Annotated in this window: 12 protein-coding genes; all 12 read left to right on the forward strand. The window is 54.6% G+C overall.

Translation table 11 applies throughout. The annotated features are described in order from the left end of the window. The gene (locus ACYVH9_RS03885; protein WP_460634979.1) at positions 1-1431 is read left to right on the forward strand and encodes an APC family permease; all 1431 of its coding nucleotides are present in this window, start codon (positions 1-3) and stop codon (positions 1429-1431) included. A gap of 35 nt (positions 1432-1466) precedes the next feature. After that, complete coding sequence (locus ACYVH9_RS03890) at positions 1467-2078, forward strand: c-type cytochrome (protein WP_460634980.1); 612 nt, start codon at positions 1467-1469, stop codon at positions 2076-2078. Continuing rightward, positions 2075-3298 carry a sulfite dehydrogenase gene (soxC, locus tag ACYVH9_RS03895; protein WP_460634981.1) on the forward strand — a complete coding sequence of 408 codons (1224 nt, stop codon included), beginning with the start codon at positions 2075-2077 and terminating at the stop codon, positions 3296-3298. The genes ACYVH9_RS03890 and soxC overlap by 4 nt, the downstream gene beginning before the upstream one ends. Before the next feature lie 108 nt (positions 3299-3406). Then, the gene (locus ACYVH9_RS03900; RefSeq protein WP_460634982.1) at positions 3407-4831 is read left to right on the forward strand and encodes a phytoene desaturase family protein; all 1425 of its coding nucleotides are present in this window, start codon (positions 3407-3409) and stop codon (positions 4829-4831) included. Between the two features lie 289 nt (positions 4832-5120). Further along, positions 5121-5732, forward strand: coding sequence for an RNA polymerase sigma factor (locus tag ACYVH9_RS03905; RefSeq protein ID WP_460634983.1), 612 nt, complete (start codon positions 5121-5123; stop codon positions 5730-5732). Between the two features lie 125 nt (positions 5733-5857). Next, a complete protein-coding gene (locus ACYVH9_RS03910; protein ID WP_460634984.1) occupies positions 5858-6991 on the forward strand; it encodes a FecR family protein in 1134 nt (377 codons plus the stop codon). A gap of 205 nt (positions 6992-7196) precedes the next feature. Beyond that, on the forward strand, positions 7197-10577 hold the full coding sequence (locus ACYVH9_RS03915) for a TonB-dependent receptor (protein ID WP_460634985.1): 3381 nt from the start codon (positions 7197-7199) through the stop codon (positions 10575-10577). A gap of 34 nt (positions 10578-10611) precedes the next feature. Continuing rightward, on the forward strand, positions 10612-12207 hold the full coding sequence (locus tag ACYVH9_RS03920; RefSeq protein ID WP_460634986.1) for a RagB/SusD family nutrient uptake outer membrane protein: 1596 nt from the start codon (positions 10612-10614) through the stop codon (positions 12205-12207). 33 nt (positions 12208-12240) lie between these two features. Then, complete coding sequence (locus ACYVH9_RS03925) at positions 12241-13644, forward strand: DUF5018 domain-containing protein (RefSeq protein ID WP_460634987.1); 1404 nt, start codon at positions 12241-12243, stop codon at positions 13642-13644. 51 nt (positions 13645-13695) lie between these two features. Next, positions 13696-14799, forward strand: coding sequence for a metallophosphoesterase (locus ACYVH9_RS03930; protein WP_460634988.1), 1104 nt, complete (start codon positions 13696-13698; stop codon positions 14797-14799). A gap of 4 nt (positions 14800-14803) precedes the next feature. Further along, positions 14804-15625 (forward strand): endonuclease/exonuclease/phosphatase family protein, encoded by an 822-nt coding sequence (locus ACYVH9_RS03935; protein WP_460634989.1) that lies wholly within the window; start codon positions 14804-14806, stop codon positions 15623-15625. A 33-nt stretch (positions 15626-15658) separates the two neighbouring features. Continuing rightward, the gene (locus ACYVH9_RS03940; RefSeq protein ID WP_460634990.1) at positions 15659-18370 is read left to right on the forward strand and encodes a PQQ-dependent sugar dehydrogenase; all 2712 of its coding nucleotides are present in this window, start codon (positions 15659-15661) and stop codon (positions 18368-18370) included. Positions 18371-18394 lie beyond the last annotated feature (24 nt).

Here is an 18394-nt window from a genome sequence, read left to right on the forward strand (position 1 = left end):
ATGGAAGACCTGCAAATACAGACGGAACCCACCACCATGAAGCGGGAAATCGGCCTGCTGGACGCAACCCTGCTGGTGGCCGGGGGCATGATTGGCTCCGGGATTTTCATCGTCAGCGCCGACATTACGCGGCACATCGGCTCGGCGGGATGGCTGATTGCCGTCTGGATCATCAGCGGTTTTATGACGCTCACGGCGGCTTTGAGCTACGGCGAGCTGAGCGGCATGTACCCGAAAGCGGGGGGGCAGTATATTTATCTGAAAGAAGCCTACAATCCGCTGATTGCGTTCCTGTACGGTTGGAGCCTGTTTGCCGTGATCCAGACCGGAACGATTGCCGCCGTGGGCGTTTCGTTCTTCAAATTCCTGGCTTATTTCGTGCCGGAAATTAGCGAAGACGTAACGCTTTTGATGATTGGCTCGTTGCGGATTTCACCGGCGCAGGTGTTGGCGATTGGTCTGATTCTGCTGCTCACCTATGTCAATACCAAAGGCGTCAAAGGCGGAAAAATCATCCAGACCACGTTTACCGCGACCAAAGTCCTGAGCGTTCTGGGATTGATCGTGTTCGGTTTTATCTACCTGAAACCGGAAGTCTGGGCCGCCAACTGGACCGATGCCTGGCACCTTCGCAAGCTGGTGAGTGACGGTTCCGTGCAGGAATATGCCGGGATTCCGGCCTTGGGTGGGGCCATTGCGGCTGCGATGGTTGGTTCGGTGGTGAGCTACGACGCCTGGAACAACGTGACGTTCGTGGCCGGTGAGATCACCAACCCCAAGCGAAACATTGGGCTAAGCCTACTGCTGGGCACGCTGCTGGTGACGGTTTTGTACGTCGCCCTGAATGTGATGTTTACGGCGGTTTTGCCCTTGCAGCACATCGGTTTTACGGAAAAAGACCGCGTCGGCATTGCGGCTGCGCAGGCCATTTTCGGCATCAGCGGCACCGCCTTGTTTGCGATCATGATTATGGTGGCTACCTTCGGCTGCAACAACGGCCTGATTCTGGCGGGAGCGCGCGTGTATTACAGCATGGCAAAAGACGGATTGTTTTTTCGGAAAACCGCCCGTTTGAACCAGCATGCGGTGCCGGAATACGCACTCTGGATTCAGAGTATTGTGGCGTCGGCGCTGTGCCTGAGTGGTAAGTACGGCGATTTGCTGGATATGATTTCCTTTGTCGTGGTGCTGTTTTACATCCTGACCATCTGGGGCATTTTCATTTTGCGGAAAAAACAGCCGCACCTCGAGCGTTCCTACAAAGCGTTTGGTTACCCGGTTTTGCCCATTATTTACATCGTTATGGGCGTAGCCTTCTGCCTATTGCTGATTATCTACAAACCGACCTATACCTGGCCGGGACTGATTATTGCACTTTCGGGCGTTCCGATTTATTATTGGGTCGCCAGACGGAAAGTCATTTCATCCTAAACCGGTAAAGCATGCAAAGAAAATCCATTTTTTCAATGGTAAAGACGTTAGGATATGGTCTGATGGGTTTCTGGCTTCTCCACACGTTGCAGGCGTGTTGTCAGGCAAAGGGTCGGGATTTGTCGGCCATACCTATTCACGCTGCGCAGGGCGCCAGGATGGACACGCTGGGCTGGCCCGCTAGTTTCGGACTGGGTCGCCCGGCAACGCGCCAGGAAATTACTGCCCTGGACATTGACGTCCGGCCCGACGGTATCGGTTTGCCCATTGGTTCAGGAACCGTATCGGCAGGAAAAGCGCTGTACGCAGCCCAATGCGTGGCCTGCCACGGGGCAACCGGCACAGAAAATGCGACGCTGGGCGGTCGACTGGTGGCTACTTCTTTGAAAGATCGGCAAAAAGCCATTGGCAATTATTGGCCTTACTCCACCACCCTGTTCGATTACATCCGCCGGGCCATGCCGTTAAATGCCCCGGGCTCGCTGTCGAATCAGGAGGTATATAGCTTGACGGCGTATTTGCTGTACCTGAATAAAATTGTGGATTCAACGGCGGTGATGAACGCTCAGACGCTGCCCAAAATTGTCATGCCCGCACACTCCTTCTTTGTGCCGGATGATCGGAAAGGAGGCCGGGAAATCAAATGAGCCGAAAAATAAACCGACGTACCTTACTCGGTGGAGCCGCCACGGCTGCTGTTGCCATCACGCAAACGTCGTTTGCCAAAGCCGTTCAGATCGGTATTTCCGAAAAAGAAATCGCCCCGGACGACCCCACCAAAGTTCCGGGGACACCGCCGGGTGCTCTCGGCACGCGGTCGAAATTTGAAAAATTGGTCAAAAGTCCAACGGAAACTTCCTCCCGAACGCCGTTGCAGGATTTGTACGGGATCATTACGCCCTCGGACCTGCATTTTGAGCGACACCATGGCGGGGTACCGGTCATCGATCCGGCCAAACACCAGGTGCTGATTCACGGCATGGTCGACAGGCCAACGGTTTTTACGCTGGCGGATTTAAAACGGTTTCCGTCGGTTTCGCGCATCTGCTTTCTGGAATGTTCGGGCAATTACCGGGGTCGTGGGACCAACGAAAAACTCAGTCCGCAGGAGATTTGCGGCCTCACCAGCCAAAGCGAGTGGACCGGCGTGATGCTGTCAACCTTGTTTCGGGAAGTGGGTGTCAAGCCGAAAGCGAGCTGGTTTCTGGCCGAAGGTTCCGATGCCGCCGTGATGACCCGCAGCATTCCTGTCAGCAAAGGCTACGATGATGCCATGCTTGTGTACGCTCAGAATGGCGAGCCGCTTCGTCCGGAGCAGGGCTACCCGGTGCGGCTTTTCCTGCCCGGCTGGGAGGGCAACACCAGCGTGAAATGGCTCCGGCGACTTGAGCTCTCCGACCAGCCGTTCATGACGCGGGAGGAAACCTCGAAATACACCGAGCCGATCAAAGACGGCAAAATCCGGCAATTTAGCTTCACCATTGACGCCCGTTCGGTGATTACCTTTCCAACGTACCCAGCGGTTATTCAAAAGGGGTGGCTCGAAATCCGGGGCATTGCCTGGAGCGGGCGGGGCAAGGTAACGAAAGTGGAAGTGAGTACCGACAACGGCAAGACGTGGCAAGTGGCCGAATTGCAGGGACCGGTTTTGGACAAAGCCCACACCCGGTTTCGGTATCTCTGGCAGTGGAACGGCAGCGAAACCGTCATCATGAGCCGCGTGACCGACGAAACCGATTACCTCCAGCCAACGCTTCAGGAGTTGCTGACGGCTCGCGGCCCCGATACGGGCGGGTACCATTTGAACCCCATCACAGCCTGGCGAGTTACCTCATCAGGGCAGGTTTTGTTCCGTCCGGAAGTGTAAAAATTTAACGGTTACACAGAGTTGATCAGAGAACATCAGAGGTAATCAGGGAAAACTCTGCTAATCTCTGATGTCCTTTGATCAACTCTGTGTAATAAATCTGAAATCGTGCGTAAAACAGACTTTGACGCCGTTGTGGTCGGCTCCGGCCCGAATGGATTAGCTGCTGCCATTACCCTGCAACAAGCCGGGCTTTCGGTGTTGATCGTGGAAGGGAAACCGCAGATTGGCGGAGGGCTGCGGTCAGCGGAGTTGACCTTACCCGGCTTTGTGCACGATACTTGCTCGGCTATTCATCCGCTGGCCACCGGATCGCCGTTTTTTCGGACGTTGCCATTGGCCGACCACGGCCTGGAGTACATTGAGCCTCCGGTGGCGGCTGCTCATCCGTTCGACGACGGAACGGCGGCTGTTTTAACCCGCTCCATCGACGAAACCGCCCGCTTGCTGGGACCGGATGAAAAAGCGTATCTCGACTTCTTTAAACCACTTCTTGCCCAATGGCCCCGCATCGACGCGGATGTGTTGGGGCCATTGTCTTTTCCGAAACACCCCATCGATTTTGCCTTTTTCGGCCTGAAAGCGCTGCCGCCATCGACCTGGCTAGGCAACTGGTTCAAAACCAAACAGGCCCGGGGGTTATGGGCGGGTATGGCGGCCCACTCGATCCAGCCGCTGTCGAATTTTGCCACCTCGGCCATCGCTACGGTGTTGATGACGGTGGGGCATTTGCGCGGCTGGCCGTTGCCCAAGGGTGGTTCGCAGCAGATCGCGAATGCACTTGCATCGTACTTTGTGTCCCTGGGGGGTAAAATTGAAACGAATTTTTACGTCTCCGACCTGACTCAGTTGCCGTCGGCGAAAGCGGTTTTGTTTGACGTAACGCCCCGGCAACTGCTGCAAATCGCCGGACAGCGGTTTTCATCGCTGTACCGCTGGCAGTTGAACCGCTATCGCTACGGCATGGGCGTTTTCAAAATCGACTGGGCGCTGGACGGCCCCATTCCGTTTACCGCCGAAGGGTGCCGCCGGGCCGGAACGGTTCATCTGGGGAATACGCTGGAAGAAATTGCCGCATCGGAGCAACAGGCCGCCCGGGGAGGACATCCCGAAAAACCGTACGTGTTGCTGGCGCAGCAAAGTCTGTTCGACGAAACCCGCGCACCGGCGGGCCAGCACACGGCCTGGGCATACTGCCACGTTCCCAACGGCTCGACCCTCGACCAGACCACGGCTATTGAAAACCAGATCGAGCGGTTTGCCCCCGGTTTCCGCGACCGGATTCTGGCCCGGCACACGATGAACAGCGTTCAGATGCAGGAGCATAATCCCAACTACATCGGGGGCGATATCAACGGCGGTATTATCGACATCGGGCAACTTTTTACCCGGCCCGCCATGCGCTGGTCGCCCTACCGGACTTCGGCAAAGGGGCTGTACATCTGTTCTTCATCGACTCCACCGGGCGGGGGTGTCCACGGTATGTGTGGTTATCAGGCTGCGCAGCGGGCGTTGAAGGATTTGTTTCGCTGATCTATCTTCTCATTGCGGAGATTTTCCGCGTTCCTGTCTAAGCAACTTAAAAGGTCTTAGAGACGGGGTCGCTCACCTGGCAGGTTTGATAAAGTCAAATGTAGGCTTCTTCTGGCTTTGTACGCCTTCTTTTGCTAGCTTCTCGCGTCCATATAAAATGGTAGCTTTTGCTGAATTTGCAGATTTAACAATTGTATAACATCGAAATTGTGAAATTTTGTAATAAATTTCGGGTTGCGTAGCCGTTCTTCTCAATACCAACATTGTCTTGTTCCATTAGCGCTTGCTCGTGATCGATCGTAACAAAAGCAAGAATTTGTTCGTCCGTTCCTCCGATTCCGAATTGTTGGATTTCATCAACGAGGGGAATGAGGCCGCTTTGACCGAGTTGTATGAGCGGTATTGGGAAAGTGTGTTCCTGTATGTCGTGAAGGTTTTAAACGACCCCGACGGTGCCAGCGACGTGGTTCAGGAAACGTTCATTGCGCTTTGGCAGAAACGCGGTGAACTGGACCATATTCGCTCCTTAAAGGCTTACCTGATTTCTATTGCCCGCTACAAAGCCCTGAAATCCATTAGCCTCAGTTTATCGGAAGAACGTTACCGGACTTCCTTACTCAGTTTCTTCAACGATGTGGCCGACGATCCGGAAACCCAACTGATGGCGCAGGAGATGGACACGTTTCTCGAAAGTCAGATTCAGGCATTGCCGGATCGGATGCGGGAAGTGTTTCTGCTGAGTCGCCGGGAGCAACTGTCTCATGCCGAAATAGCGGCCCGGTTGAATATATCGGACAAAACCGTCAAAAAACAAATCTACTACGCCCTCAAGCAGTTACGCTCCGTGATGGACGAGCAGCATATGTGGACAACCATTCTGCTTTGTGCCGCCCTCTACTGACTGCTAATTTTTTTTTTCAAATTTCCCCAAAATCTCTACTACCACCTCCCTTCTTTTTGACACTACTGATCAAAAGGCGGAGTTTGGCTGTACCGTGACGGTTTTACAGGCCACTCCCGATTCGTATGACAGAAGAAGAAATTAACGAATTGTTGAATCGCTTTCGGCAGGGCACCTGTACGGATGAAGAGCGCGAGCTGCTGGAGTTGTGGTTTGAAAAAACATCTTCTCAAACTAAATGGAACTGGGAAAGCGAAAAGGCGCGGGAGCGGATGAAAGCGCAGATGCTGGCGGGCATTCAGACTACTTTGCAGGAAGACCGGGTAGTTACCCGAACGCTGTGGCCCTGGGTCAGTGCTGCGGCTTCTGTGGTGTTGCTGCTGGTTGGCGGGTGGTTCTACTGGTCGAAGCAGAACGTTCATGATAGAGGACCCGAAACCGATTACCGGGCTGAAGCGGTCGCGCCCGGCAGCCATCAGGCCATGCTGACGCTGGCCGACGGTTCTACAATTCTGGTCGACGCGGCCGCGACCGGCGTGCTGTCGACCGAAGGGGGCATTCGCGTTTCAAAAACCGGAGCGGGAAGCCTGGAATATAAAGAATCGGGAACGGTTTCGGCTGCTTCGGCCCGTAATACCTTGTCGGTGCCCAAGGGTGCGACGTTCAAAGTGACGTTGCCCGATGGAACAGATGTTTGGCTGAACTCGGCCACCCAACTCATTTACCCGGCCAGCAATACCGTTTCAGAACGGCTCGTGGAGCTGCGGGGCGAAGCTTATTTTGAGGTTCGCCCCGATAAAAACCGTCCGTTCAAAGTCATCTCGAACGGTACCGAAATCCGGGTGACCGGAACGCACTTCAACGTGTCTGCTTACGAGGATGACCGGCAGGTTTATACGACACTGGCGGAAGGCCAGGTCATTGTTTCTAATGAGGGAAATAGAGAAACGCTCCGGCCCGGGCAGCAGGCCGTCAGTGAGCCGTCGGCACCCTTGCAAATTCGGGAGGTGGATGTTGAGAGTCTGCTCGCCTGGCGGGATGGCTATTTTGTGTTCGACGATCAGGATCTGCGGTCGGTGATGAAGATGGCCGCACGTTGGTACGATGTCGAAGTGACGTACGAAGGCGACGTGCCCAACAAACGCTTTGGGGGCACATTTACCAAAACAAAAGATCTGAAAGGGCTATTGACCTACCTCGAAGAACTGGGCGGTATTCATTTTAAACAGCAAGGCAAAACAATCACGGTTATGAAATAAGACACGCACGCGCCATCATCGCCGAAAAAAGTCGGAAGTGCTGGAACACCTCCGACCCGACAGCTTGGGAAGCTGTGTTAGGCTCCTTCTAAAATGCAGTGAACATTCTCAATCAAAGGAAATCCTATCGTCACAAATGTACAAAGAAAGGGTATTACCTACACGGCGGGGCCTGGCTTCGCCCCTGGGGAAATTATTTCTCATTATGAAACTAGGTATCGTCATGGTGTTGTGCGTGGTGCTGGAAGTAACCGCAGCCGCCGTTCATGCCCAGAATGCCACGATTAAGGTCCGGAATGCCTCTCTGAAAGAAGTGTTCCGAATCTTGAAACGACAAACCGGGGTGGATTTTCTGTATGTATCAGACGACCTGAAAGATACCAAACCCGTCTCGGTAAACATCGTCAACGCGTCTCTGAACACCATTCTGGACGAATGCCTGGAAGGGCAGCCGTTGTATTACACCATCGACCGGGCGACGGTTTTGATCCGGAAAAAGCGGGAAGTTCGCCCCGAAGCGCCCCAAACCGCCCCCGAAGCCCGGGTGCCAATCAGTGGTAAGGTGTACGATACCGCCGGGGGCGAGCTGGTTGGAGCCTCGGTGCTGGTTAAAAACCGTCAGGGAATAGGCACCACCACGGACCAGAACGGGGCCTTTACGCTCCAGGCCGAAATCGGGGATGTGCTGGTGGTTTCGTTCATCGGTTTTGTTAGCAAAGAAGTGACCATCAAAAGCGAAGCCAATATCCGGGTGGTGCTGGAGCTCGAAAACAAATCGCTGGAGGATGTGGTCGTGCTGGGCTACGGGGCCACTACCAAACAAAGCCTGGTTTCGTCGGTGGCGCAGGTCAGCTCCGCCGAAATCAAAACCGCGCCCACGGCCAATCTGTCGTCCATGTTGCAGGGCCGTTTGCCGGGTCTGGTCACCCGGCAGTCGAGCGGACAACCTGGGTCCGATGGCGCTTCCCTGCTGGTTCGCGGGATGAATACCCTGAGCGGAAGCAGCCCGCTGATTATTGTAGACGGTATTGAACGGGGTTTTCCGCAGATCAACCCCGACGAAGTGGAGTCAGTTACGGTTTTAAAGGACGCAGCCTCGGCGGCTGTGTACGGTGCCCGGGCGGCCAATGGCGTGATCCTGATCACCACGAAACGGGGCAGCATTCAGAAACCGACTATCACGTACAACTCGTCCCTGGCGCTGAGCTCGAACACCCGGTTTCCAAAATTTCTGAACGGGCCGGAATACGCGTACTGGTACAACAAGGCGCAGGAAATGGACGGAATTGCCGAAACGGCACGCCGTTTTACGCCGGAGGAAATCGCCCGCATCAACAACGGCGATCCGGAAGGCGTTTTTGGCAATACCGATTGGTTTGATCTGCTGTTTAAAAAGACCGCTCCCATTTACACCAACAACCTCTCGCTCGACGGAGGAACTGAAAAATTCAAATACTTTGTGTCGGTGGGTTCGTACAACCAGTCGGGAATCATTGCCCGCACCAATAACAACCGCTATAACTTCCGGGCCAACATCGACGCTCAGGTGTCAGACCGCTTTAAGGCCGCTTTTGGCATCGCCGTCCGGGATGAAACCACCACCCAGCCCGGCCTATCGGCGGGCCTGGGCAACGCCTATGCCTCGATTTTCAGTCAGGCAATGATGTCTTATCCGTTTCTGCGGGCCACCAACGACGCCGGAATGCCGGTTGGTAGTTTCAACACCGGGAACGGCAATCAGAACCCCATTGCCGCCCGCGACCTGTCTGGCACGCAGGATACCCGGGCCAACAATCTCCAGGGAAATATTTCGCTTCAGTACGACTTTCCTTTTCTGGAAGGACTGAACGTTCGCGTGAATGGTGCTTTCGACAAAGGGTATAGCATGCGGAAGTCAGCGGTTTTGCCGTACCTGCTTTCGGTCTACAACAACGCAACCCGCACGTTTACAGAAACCTACGCCCGCCATTCGCTATCGGGGATGGCCACCATCAACCAATGGTTTGCCGATTCCTGGCAAACGACCCTGCAACCCTCGATCAATTTCAACCGAACGTTCGGGGCGCATAAAGTGGGTGGGATGCTGTTGTACGAATACATCCGCAGCAACGGCACATCCCTGTCGGCCGGTCGGCGCGGTTTTCCGATTACCGACATCATGGACCTGAATTACGGCGAGGAGGTGATCAACGATCTCGTCAAAGGCGGGCATTCGATGTTTCACCGGGCCGGTTATGTCTCCCGGCTGACCTACGATTATCAGGGCAAATACCTGGCCGAGTTCACGGGCCGTTACGACGGTTCGACGCGCTTGCCGTCTTACAATCGCTGGGGTTTGTTTCCGGCCCTGGCCGTGGGCTGGCGGATTTCGAACGAACCGTTCTTTAAGGAGAATGTGCGTTTTGTGAATGATCTCAAACTCCGGGCTTCCACCGGAAAGCTGGGAAATGATGCCGTGGGCAACTACGCCTACCTGCGGACGATGGCGATGGGGGCCGATCCGGTGGCCCTGATTGGCAATAGAATGGTCCGGTCACTGAATGTAAGTCGGGTGCCGAATCGGGATATCAAATGGGAAACGACCACCACCTACAACCTGGGTTTTGAAAGCTCGCTCTGGAACGGTTTATTGGGCGTGGAAGCGGATGTGTTTTATAACGTTACCAAAGACATTCTCCAGTCGCAAAGCGGTTTGATGCCCCCGTCTATGGGCGGTTATTTCCCGGCTACGATCAACTCCGGCGTGGTGGATAACCGCGGTTTTGAACTCATTCTGACCCACCGTAAAACCCTGGGCGATCTGTATTACAACGTGCGGGGGAACGTGAGCTGGGCCCGCAACCGAATTATCGAAACGACGGAGAATGTCAACGTGCCGGATCACCTCCGGCGAACCGGTCGCCAGATCGGCATGAAGTACGGTTTTGTGGCTGATGGCCTGTTCCAGAGCGAAGAGGAAATCGCCAACAGTGCCCTTTTTGGCCCGACGAAAGTGGGTGAGGTCAAACTCAAAGACCTGAACGGCGACGGCCGGATTACCTGGGATCAGGACTGGACGATCATTGGCCGCAGCAGTACGCCGGAAATGATGTTTGGTCTGAACCTCGGTGGGGGCTACAAAGCGTTCGACTTCAACGTATTCTTCCAGGGCGCGGCCATTGCCGATGTAGCCTTGTCGGGTCTGTACAGCAACTCGGAAGTATACGACAACACGTTTTACACGATGGCATTTTACCAGGACGGCAATTCGCCTAAATACCTGGCCGAAGGAGCCTGGACGCCCGAAAATACCAATGCCGAGTACCCACGTCTGAGTACGCTTTCGGCCCAGAGCGGGGGTAAATTTTCCTCCTGGTGGGTGCGGGATGCCTCGTATCTGCGCCTGAAAAGTTTCCAGATTGGCTACACGCTGCCCCGTGGCCTGACGCAACGGATGAAGATCGAAGGGTTACGGTTTCATATCTCGGGCAGTAACCTGTTCACCTGGACGGGCCTGAAATACATGGACCCCGAAATGCCGGATGTGAACCAGGGGTATTACCCGCAACAGAAACTGTTTGAAGGCGGTTTGAGCCTATCGTTTTAACCCACTGTGTCTTATTTGTTTACTCGCAGGAACTATGAAAATTATTTCCAAACTAAATATTGTCCTGACTAGCTGTCTGGTATGGCTGGCGGGTTGTAGCCTGGATCCGGAACTGACCGACGTCTACGGTGAGGAGGTCGCGTGGTCGAGCGAGGCCAATCTGGAACTGTCGCTGAACAAGTTTTATCCCCTGATTGGCCAGACGTATTACACGCCCCACGTCAACCAGGATGCGTATGCGGATATTCTCAAAATGAATACGCCATCGGCCAGCCAGAATCTGTTTACGCTCGGATCGTCCCAGATCACGCCGGGCGAAAACCCGCTGGGCAACTGGGACTGGGGCTATAGCTGGATTCGCAATTGCAACGAGTTTCTGGACGGGATGCAGACGTACGGCGGAAAATTGCCGGAAGCAACGCGGTTGCGGGCAGAAGCCGAAGTACGGTTTTTTCGGGCCTACGTCAATTTCGAACTGGCGAAACGCTACGGGGCCAGCATCATTCTGTTCGATCGCCTGCCCGACGGTTCGCAGCGCCCCCGCAACAACCCGGAAGAAGTCTGGAATTTTATGGCCGCTGACCTGGATTTTGCCGCGCAGCATTTGCCGGTTACGGTACCCAGCACCCTGAAGGGAAAGCTGACAAAAGGTGCGGCCTTGGGGTTGAAAGCCCGCACCCTATTGTACGCCCAGCGCTGGAAAGCGGCTTCGGATGCGGTAGCCGCGCTGGAGGCTCTGGGCTTGTACGACCTGTATCCGGATTACGAAAAGCTGTTCCAGATCCGGCGCTCGCAGGCGGTTGAAAACAAGGAGAGCATCCTGGAATTTGGATATACCTCGCCGAACTTCGGGTATTCGTTTGATTATTTCTTTACTCCGCCCGGCGATAAAGGCTATTCTCAGATCAGTCCGACGGATAATCTGGTAGCAGCTTACCAGATGGCCGATGGAACAAACTTTAGCTGGTCTAATCCGGTCCATGCCGCCAAACCGTATGTTGGCCGTGAACCCCGGTTCTACGCGTCCATTCTGTACCACGGCGCATCCTGGAAAGGGCGCACCATCGACACGCGCGAGGGAGCGGTTGACGGCTATGCCATCGGAGGAGGTACCACCAGCACGGGGTACTATATGCGGAAGTTTTTCGACGGTTCGGTCAAAACGCAGGAGGTCGGGTTTCAGCCCGGCGAACTCACTTTTTATTTCATGCGCTACGCCGAAGTGTTGCTGATCAAAGCCGAGGCCCTGGCCGAACAGGGAAATTTGTCTGATGCTTTGGCGGCCCTGAATCGCGTTCGGACGCGGGCGGGTTTTAAGCAGGCTGTTACAGCGGGGAGCAAAGAAGAGTTCATGCGGTTGCTTCGGCACGAACGGATGATCGAACTGGCTTTTGAAGGCCATCGTTTCTGGGATCTGCGCCGGTGGGATCTGGCCAAAACCGAACTGAACGGAATCAACGCGAAGGGACGGGTGCCGGTTATGGCTTCCGACAGCACCTTTACGTACCGGGAAGTGGATGCAGACAATGGCCGCAAACGGGTTTATCCGGCCAGGTATAACCGGTTTCCGATTCCTTCAGTGGAACTCCAGCGGAATGCGCTCATCCAGCAATTTGATGAATGGAAATAAGCCATTTTCCTAAACCACAATTTGTCTGAACTCATGAAAAGATCTTATATCTACCAAACCGTTGGCTGCCTGTTCGCCATGCTGGTTCTGTTTTCCTGCGAACAGGTTGATTTGGACAAGGGGGTTACGGCCCGTGTCGGCCTGCTCAATTTTGCCGTTTCTATTCCGGGCCAAACCATCGAATACCCTGCTACCAAACCGGGACCGTACGCCAATGGCGACACGATTGTGATCCGGGTGCCTTCCACCGACGAAAGCCCGCTGGATCTCAGCCGCCTGAAAACCTTTGCCAGCCTAGGCCACAACAGCACCATTGAACCCGCTTTGGGTCGGGTTACCGATTTCTCGACTCCGCAAACCGTGACCGTGACCGATGGCGACGGTGCCGTCACCCGGCATGTGATCAAGGTAGTGCCGGCGCTGCCGAAAACGGTTTTTTCCAAAGTCTGGTTTAAATCATCCGAAGCTCTGGGCATCAAGCGGACCAACATTTCGGGGGTGGCGGTAGTGGGTGAGCATTTGCTGGTGGCCGACTTCAACGCCGGCAATACCGGCGTGGACAATGGCCTGCGGGTATTGAATAAGAATACCGGCGAACTGGTTAAGTCCATTGCCCCGCCAACCACGTATTGTATGCAGGTGGTGGCCGACGACGCCAACCATTTTATCGTCAACCGCTACAATATTTATTCGGCGGGTTTCATGGTGTATTACTACGAAAACATTGATGCGGCTCCGAAACTGATCCTGAACTATCCGGCTTCGGCCGGTTGTCCCGTCAATCTGGGCCGGAAAGTCAGTGTAATCGGTAACCTGAAGTCGGGTAAAGCCTATGTTTACGCGACCACCAATGGCACTAATACGGTTTATTACTGGGAGTTTCAGGATGGGGATCCGGTATCGACTGAACCAACGATTTTGCGCTACGCTGCGGCCTCGCCCTGGACTTTTGCGCATATTCAGCGGAAGTCGCTGGACGCTTCGTCGGGTCACTACCTCACTTATTGCAACTACAACGCATCCGACCCGAACCTGCTGGAGGGAAGTCGTTTTGTGTCGTTCACACCCGACATGGACGTGACGACGCTGGCAAAGCAGAATCATTACTACAAAGTGCTGGGCTTTGATGTCTTCCGGGTCGGAGGGGAGGAGTTCACGGCCTTGCTGACTCAGGGCTACTACGCCTGGGATGCTACCCATGTAAAGGTGTTCGAAACCAACGATTTGACAAAATTCGGGCAGTTGCCGGGCTCGGCAGGTTATTCGGATTTCATGCTCTTTGAGTCGGAAGCCTACGGCGGAACGAACTACAACCGCTACGGCGACCTGGTCACCGAAGTGCGGGGCAATGAAGTCTATGTGTACGCAACCATGGCTACCAATGCGGCTAGCACCTCGGGCATCATGGTGTACAAAATGAAATACAACAAACCCTAAACCGTCGGCACCCGGAGGGACTAACCAGCCGGGTGCCTTTTTACTGGAATGGTGTTACACCTACGTAGAGCGATCGGTGGCCTACTGGTCGCCCTGATCGCGGTATGTCTTGCCGAAGAAAAAGCCGGGGCGCAGTCATACACGGCGCCGGTTTTGTCGAACAACGATTCCTGGTCGATGGTGATTGTTCCGGACCCGCAGGGCTATACCAAATTCAACAGGAATCAGCCCCTGCTCGACCTGATGCTGGCCTGGATCGAGGATAACCGCCAAAAACTGAACATCGGAATGGTGCTCTGCACCGGCGATCTGGTCGAGCACAATTATAGCACGCAAGTGCCCAAGGAAAACGGCGATCAGTTGAGCGTCTCCCAGTGGAAATGTGTCAGCGGAGCGTTTGGAAAACTGGACGGGAAATTACCGTATATCCTCTGCACCGGCAACCACGATTACGGCACCGGCAGTTCGGAAAACCGGTATTCTCAATTCAATAGCTATTTTCCGCCGACACGTAATTCCGCCAATCAGCAGTTGCTGGTGGAAATGGCTCCGAATGCGCAGGGCGTAAAAACGCTGGAAAACGCCTGTTATGAACTAAAACCGCCTGGTGGTAAGCCGTTACTGATTTTTTCGCTGGAGTTCAATCCCCGGCAAGCCGTGGTGGAATGGGCTAAGTCCGTGGCCGCCCGTCCGGCATACCGGCAACACCGGGGTGTGGTGTTGACACACAGTTACATGCGCTCCACCCAACGGAACAACGAACGCATTACGAAAGAGGATTACGCGCCCGGATTTACCGATTACACGCTGGGCGAAGACCTTTGGAAGCAGCTCATTCAGCCCGCCGACAACGTCGGTCTGGTGGTGTGCGGACATATCATCGATGTGCCTTCCCACGCCGGGCATGTGGGCTTCCGGACCGATAAAAACCGTTCGGGCAAGGTGGTAAACCAGATGCTGTTCAACGCCCAGAACGAGGGCGGCAACTGGAAAGGAAACGGGGGGGATGGCTGGATCCGGATTCTGGAGTTTTTGCCGGATGGACGAACCGTCAAAGTGAAGACGTTTTCTCCGCTTTTTGCCATTTCTCCCGCAACCCGGCATCTGGCCTGGCGAACGGAACCGTTTGATGAATTTGAATTTTACCTGGATTGATTTCGTGAAGAGAACCGTGTTTTTTAACAGTAAGCTAGGGGTTTTATGGCTGGTACTCGGGCTGATGAATTCGGTCATGGGACAGTTGAAAGAGCCTGAAATTCTGAGAGTTGTGTCGTATAATATTCGGATTGCCAGTCCGCCGTCCAAAGGCTGGGGTTTTTCTGACCTGCCCGCAACGGCGGAGGTGATCAACCGGATCAAACCCGATCTGGTAGCGCTTCAGGAAGTGGATGCGTTTACCGACCGCTCGGGCAAGGGCGTGGATCAGGCCCGGGAAATTGGAGCACGCACCGGCCTGCATTACCATTTTGCCAAAGCCATTGACCGCAGCAACGGTGATTACGGGGTAGCGGTTCTGTCCCGGTTTCCCATCGAAAAAGCGGAAAGTTACCGCCTGTCGGTGGTGTCGAAACACCCGGACGCTGAAGTACGGGCGGTGGCGGCTGTAACGGTGAAAACGCCGGTGGGCAAACTCGTTTTTCTGTCGGCTCACCTCGATCATTTGAGTGATCAGGACCGGGCGTATCAGATTAAGCAGCTGAACGCCATTCTGCGCAAATACCGTAAATTACCGGTTATTCTGGGCGCCGACCTCAACACGACGCCTGAGAATCCGGTCATCAACGGGTTAACAACGTACCTGGAAAAACCGTGTACCGATTGCGAGTGGACGTTTCCGGCCGACCGACCCAACCGGACGCTGGATTACCTGATGCTCAGCAAAAAGGCGGCTCGTACGTTCAAAAGGCGATCTTACGCAACCGTGAACGAAACGTATGCTTCGGATCATCTGCCGCTGGTGATGGAGCTTTCCCTGAAATAGAAAACCGTATACATACCCATAAACCGTATCATTTTGAGTAGAAATAGCATTTGGACCGTAGGTTTGCTGGCTTTTCATTTGGTTCTTTTTGGGCCGTTGACGCCTGACAAGCCGTCTCGTTCTTACCAGTATGAACGGGCGGAAACACCGGCGGGTACGAGCCAGGATGGAAGGCCCGATAGCACCCGGTTTACCCACAGCATCCTGGCATCCGGTTTTGATGAACCCATGCAGATGGCCATCCTGCCCGATTATAGCGTGCTGGTGGCCGAGCGTAAAGGAGCTTTACGGCTTTACGACGCCAAGGAGAAAAAACTTTCAACCGTGGCGCATCTCAATGTGTTCAGCGGAATCGAGGATGGGTTGCTCGGCGTGGCAGCAGACCCCAGTTTTGAAGCCAACCACTGGATTTACCTGTATTACGGATTGGGGGGCGACCGGAACGTGAGTGAACTGGCCCGTTTTGTTTACCGCGACGGTGTGTTGGATATGGCGTCGAAAAAGGTGCTGCTGGAAGTGCCCACCCAGCGAACTTACTGCTGTCATTCGGCGGGCTACATCACCTTCGACCCGGCGGGTTTACTCTATTTGTCCATCGGTGATAACACCAATGCGGAGGAAATTGAGGGGCACAACCCCACCGACGAGCGGCCTGGCCGCCAGCTTTCGGATGGGCAGGGCACGTCGGCCAATACCAACGACTTTCGGGGCAAAATCCTGCGCATTAAACCGGAAGCGGATGGGACCTATAGCATTCCCGACGGGAACCTGCTGCCCAAAGACGGTTCGCAGGGGCGACCGGAAATCTACGTCATGGGGTGCCGCAATCCGTTCCGGGTATCCGTTGATCCAAAAACCGGCTTTGTGTATTGGGGCGATGTGGGGCCGGATACCGAAGTTCCGGCGGAAGAAGGGAAGCTGAGTTACGACGAAATCAACCAGGCCCGGAAACCCGGTTTTTTTGGCTATCCGTACTTTCTGGGCGCAAACGAAGCCTTTCCGAAATACGATTTTGCGACCAAGAAAGAAGGTCCTCCGCAAAATCCGGCGGCTCCGGTCAATAATTCACCGAACAATACCGGGATCAAAAATTTGCCGCCCGCGCAGCCCGCTTTTATCTGGTACGGCAAAGGACCGTCGAAGCGGTGGCCGCAGGTGGGGCGGGGAGGAGCCAGCGCCATGGCGGGGCCGGTTTATTACAGTGATCGCTACCCGAATGCCCCTTACAAACTGCCCGCGTATTACAACGGCAAGCTGTTGATTTACGACTGGATTCGAAAGTGGATGATGGCCGTAACGATGGATGAACAAGGCAACTACGTCAGTATGGAGCCTTTTCTGCCCCAACTGAATGTGGTGGCCCCGATGGACATGCAGATTGCCAGAGATGGTGCCGTGTACATTCTGGCGTATGGTACCAACTGGTTTGCCAAAAATACCGATTCGGGCATCATTCGGGTGGAATACAGCGAAGGCAACCGGCGACCCATCGCCGTTGCCAGTGTTAGCAAAACCGTGGGCGCGGTTCCGCTTCCTGTGCATTTTTCGGCGAAAGATTCGAAGGATTTTGACGTGGGTGACCGGCTTTCCTATACCTGGAAAATTGGTTCAATCAGCCTGCAAGGACCGGAAGTGGATTACGTTTTCAAAAAGCCGGGTACCTACGACGTTATTCTGACGGTTACGGATTCGCAGGGAGCCGCAGCCACCACCAGCTCTCAGGTTCGGGTCGGCAATGAACCGCCCAAAGTGACCATTAGCAGCAATGCTAATCAGAGTTTTTACTGGGACAACGCGAAGTTTGATTACAAGATCACCGTTACGGATCGCGAGGATAAAACCATTGCTAAAAACCGAACCAGAGTCTCGTTTGATTACCTGCCGTTTGGCAAGGACCTGGCGAGTGTCTTGTCGGCGGGCAACGAGGATCTGAAATACGCTCCAACGAAGGCCTTCTACGAAACGCAGGATTGCAAAGCGTGTCATACCGTCGATACCAAGTCAATTGGCCCGGCGCTTAAAGAGATTGCCCGGCGGTATACCGGAAAGCCGGATGCCAAGTCTAAACTGGTCGCCAAGATTATTCAGGGCGGAAGCGGAAACTGGGGGTCGTATCCCATGCCGCCCCATCCGAACCTGACACCGGAAAAGGCCGGAGAGATCACCGATTACATCCTGAACCTGACCAAGCAGCACGAATCGTTGCCCTTAACCGGTTCGCTGCCGCTGAATCGCCACCTGGGCAAAGGGGTAGAGGGCGCTTACGTGTTGCAGGCCTCCTATACCGATGGCGGAGCACCGTCAATGGCTCCGCTGAGCGCCAGTAGCTACGTGGTTCTGCGGCATCCGCAGATCGAAATGGAAGACTACGCGGAAGGTAATGTCGGGGTGGTGATTGCGACGCTCAATACCGGTTACGTCTCCTACATCAGCAACATCACCCACGGAAAATACGCTCGTTTCGACGGGATTGACCTCACTGGAATCGGAAGCGTAAGGCTGCGGTTGCAGGAGCACGGTGCGGGCGGAACCGTTTCGGTTCATCTGGATGCGAAAGAAGGCCCGGAAATAGGCCAGTTGACAGTTCCGTCAGGTCGGCTCAACGATCTAAAAACCGGCTGGAAGGAAGTGGGTTTACCGATCAAACCCACCACCGGCAAGCATCATTTGTATTTCGTGTTCAAAAATCCGGATACGAAGCAGGCATTGTTTCACATCGACAAGATGGTCTTTGAACGTCGCTGATTAACCGTTAAAACCGTAACCCGC

It is taken from the genome of Larkinella harenae (genome assembly GCF_054780515.1).